General features: G+C 71.1%; 2 protein-coding genes and 1 pseudogene. All 3 read right to left on the bottom strand.

Features of this window, described 5'->3' with window-relative positions:
- Positions 1-739 (bottom strand): annotated as a pseudogene (locus G3N93_RS37265) (hypothetical protein); the annotation flags it as partial.
- Entirely contained in the window at positions 736-2490 is a 1755-nt protein-coding gene (locus G3N93_RS37260; RefSeq protein ID WP_206135264.1) for an acyl-CoA synthetase family protein, read from the bottom strand. The pseudogene G3N93_RS37265 and the gene G3N93_RS37260, both read right to left, overlap by 4 nt.
- A gap of 63 nt (positions 2491-2553) precedes the next feature.
- On the bottom strand, positions 2554-3036 hold a 483-nt coding region (locus tag G3N93_RS37255; protein ID WP_206135263.1), incomplete at its 5' end, for a hypothetical protein.

Below are 3036 nucleotides of genomic sequence, written 5' to 3'. Positions count from 1 at the left end.
GCCACGACCACCGGCATGCTGATGCGCCGGCGGATCGCGAACAGCAGCGGGTAGATCGCGTAGAACTGCACTTCGAGCGACAGCGTCCACAGCGCGCCGTTCGACCCGTACGTGTAGCCGGCGACGCGGCCGCGTCGTCGAGCAGCGTGCGATCGGCGAGCATGCCGACCATGCAGTTCGCGTCGAGGCGCTCGCGCACCTTCAGCATCGAGTCGACCTGCCCGAGCGGAATCACTTCCGGCTGCGCGGCGGGATTCACCGCGGCGAGCGTCGCGTTGATCTTGCGCGCGTTCTTCTCGTACATCGTCACGACGACGCGTAGGTCCGGGTGCGTGCGGCCGATCGCGCGCACGACCTCGAAGCTGCCGAGGTGCGCGCCCATCAGGAACGCGCCGCGTCCGCCGGCGAGCGCGTCGTCGACGAGCGTTTCGCCGTGCAGCCGGATGTCGAACAGGTCGAAGCGCCCGTTCATCAGGTAGATGCGGTCGTGGATCGTCGCCGCGAACGTGAACACGTGCCGGTACACGTCGCGCCAGCGCGCGGGGCGGCCGAGCACGCGGCGCAGGTAGTCGCGCGACGCCGCACACGCGACCGGCGAGAACAGCACGAAATACGTTGCGATCAGATGCAGCACGACACGCGCGCGCTGCCGGCCGAAGCGCAGCGAGATCCACGTCATCGTGCGCAGCAAGCCCGCATTGCTGCGCTCCTGGCGTTCGGCCCACGCGGTGCGCTTCATGGCTGCGCACCATCCGGCGCGGCCGGCGGCGCGGACAGCACGCCGCTCGCGACTTCGCGCGCTCCGGCGCGCAGCGTGAAGCGGATCGCGCCGCTGGCTGCGGCGTCGTACGCGAGATCGAGCGATTCGCCGGGTGCGACCGGGCTCAGGAATTTCGCGGACCCGAGGCGCCACGTGTGCAGCGGGCGGTTCAGCGCCGTGCCGATCGCCTGGATCGCGTGATCGAGCAGCACGACGCCCGGCACGACCGGATGGCCGGGGAAGTGGCCGGGCAGTGCCGGATGATCGGCGGGGATCGTGAACCCGAGCGCGGGCGCAGGCGCGGGTGTGCCGGCTGGGTCGCGTACGGGCGTCGGTGTCGCTGAAGTGCGCGCATGTTGCGCAACGAGCGCGGCGAGCACGTCGCGCGGCAGCTTGCCCGTTTCGTTGCGCGGCAGCGCGTCGACGAACACGAGCGGACGCGGCATGAACGCAGGATCGATTCGTTCGCGCAGCGCGCGCTGCAGGTCGGCTGCCGCGAGCGTCGGTGCGACGACCAGCGCGACGAGACGCGTGACCGGCTCGAGGCCCGCATCGGCGTGTGCGGGCGCGGCTTCGTCGGGCATGAAGAACACGCCGTCGATCACCTGCGGAATCGCATTGAGCTGATGGTTCAGGTACGCGAGCGACGTGCGCTTGCCGGCGATATTGACGAGGTCGGCCTTGCGGCCGTGCAGCAGGAACCGGCCGTCGCCGAGCAGTTCGAGCGCATCGCCCATCGGCACGGGCGCCTCGACGTGCCCGCCCGATACCCAGATCGTCGGCTCGCCGTCGTCGCTCTCCGGTTCGTCGCGCGCGTCGAGCCGGATGCCCGGGAACAACGCCCAGGTCGCGCCTTGCGACGTGCGGCGCGTGGCGATCTGGCCGGTCTCGGTGCTGCCGTAGATTTCGACGAGCGGTGCGTCGAGCGCGGCCTCGGCTTCGCACGCGAGCTTTTCCGACAGCGGCGCGGTGGCCGACAGCACGAGCGCGGCGGGCGGCAGCGCATGGCCGGCCGCCAGCAGCGCACGCAGGTGGATCGGCGACGTGACGAGCACGCGCGGTTGCGGGATCGCGTCGAGTTCGTCACGAATGTCGACCGGGTAGAACGGCTGGCGGTTGCTGAACGCGAGGCCGCCGATCAGCGCGAGCAGCACCGTCGACTCGAAGCCGTACATGTGCTGCGCGGGCACCGTGCCGATCAGCGTGGCCGCACGCCCGTCGAGCAGCCCGAGGCGATCGGCCGCCGCGCGCACGCAGCCGACCAGGAAGCCCCAGGTCTTGCGGTGCGGCACCGGCGCGCCGGTCGAGCCGGACGTGAACACGTAGGCCATGATCCGCGCCGCATCGATCTGCGGGACGGTGAGCGGTGCATCGCTCGCGAGCTCGCCGGGGGCGGCATCGGGATACGCGAAGCGCGGCAGGTCGATCGCGCAGTCGGGCGCGTCGTGCAGGCAGAACGCGTCGGGCGCGAACGAAGCGAGCTGGCGGACCATTTCCGGCGTGTGCGTCGACGGCAGCAGGCTGATCTTGCCGGCGACGAGCGCCGCGCACAGGCTGACCGCGAAGCGGTAGCGGTCGCGGCAGACGTTGAACACGTGGCCGCCGGCAGGCAGCGCGGCGGCCACGCGCGCGACGTCGGCGACGAATGCGCGCACGGTGACGGGCGCGCCGTCGCGCCAGGCGATCGTCTGGTCCGGCGACGTATGAAAAACCAGCGGGTGAGTCGGCATAAATCGGTCAAAACGGGAGCGAAGGCCGGCGCGCCGCATGGCGGCGCCGCGCCGGCCGTGAATTCATCGTGACGGCTTCGACGCGTGGGTCGTCGCGCGATACGCGCGCACCGCATCGACCATGCGCGGTCGCGGTTCATCCGGCAGTGCGAAGCGCCGGCACGCATGCTCGGCGGCGAACATCACCGCGACGAGCGGCAGCGACAGGTAGTTCGCGAAGGTCGACCACGTGACGATCGGCGCGGTCGCGAACAGCAGCGTCGACACGGCGGCGATCGCGACGAAGAACAGCGTCCACGCGAGCGTGATCTGTCGCGTGTAGCGCGCGACGGCCGGCGTGATCGCGCCGTGGATCATCGTCGCGAAGCGCGTGCACAGCGGCACCTGGCCGGCCGCGAGCGTGCGGCCGAACAGCAGCGCCATCGCGAGGTTGAAACTTGCGTGCTCCAGATACAGGCCCCATTCGAAATGCCGGGCGAGGGGCACGCGCGCGGCCCACAGCGCGGCGGCGGCAAGCAGCCAGGCCGGCACGAGCCACGCGCGATA

Source organism: Burkholderia sp. Se-20378 (assembly GCF_017104665.1).
GTDB lineage: Bacteria > Pseudomonadota > Gammaproteobacteria > Burkholderiales > Burkholderiaceae > Burkholderia > Burkholderia lata.
The sequence above is the reverse complement of the archived record's forward strand: the minus strand, read 5'-3'. Positions and strand labels throughout refer to the sequence as shown.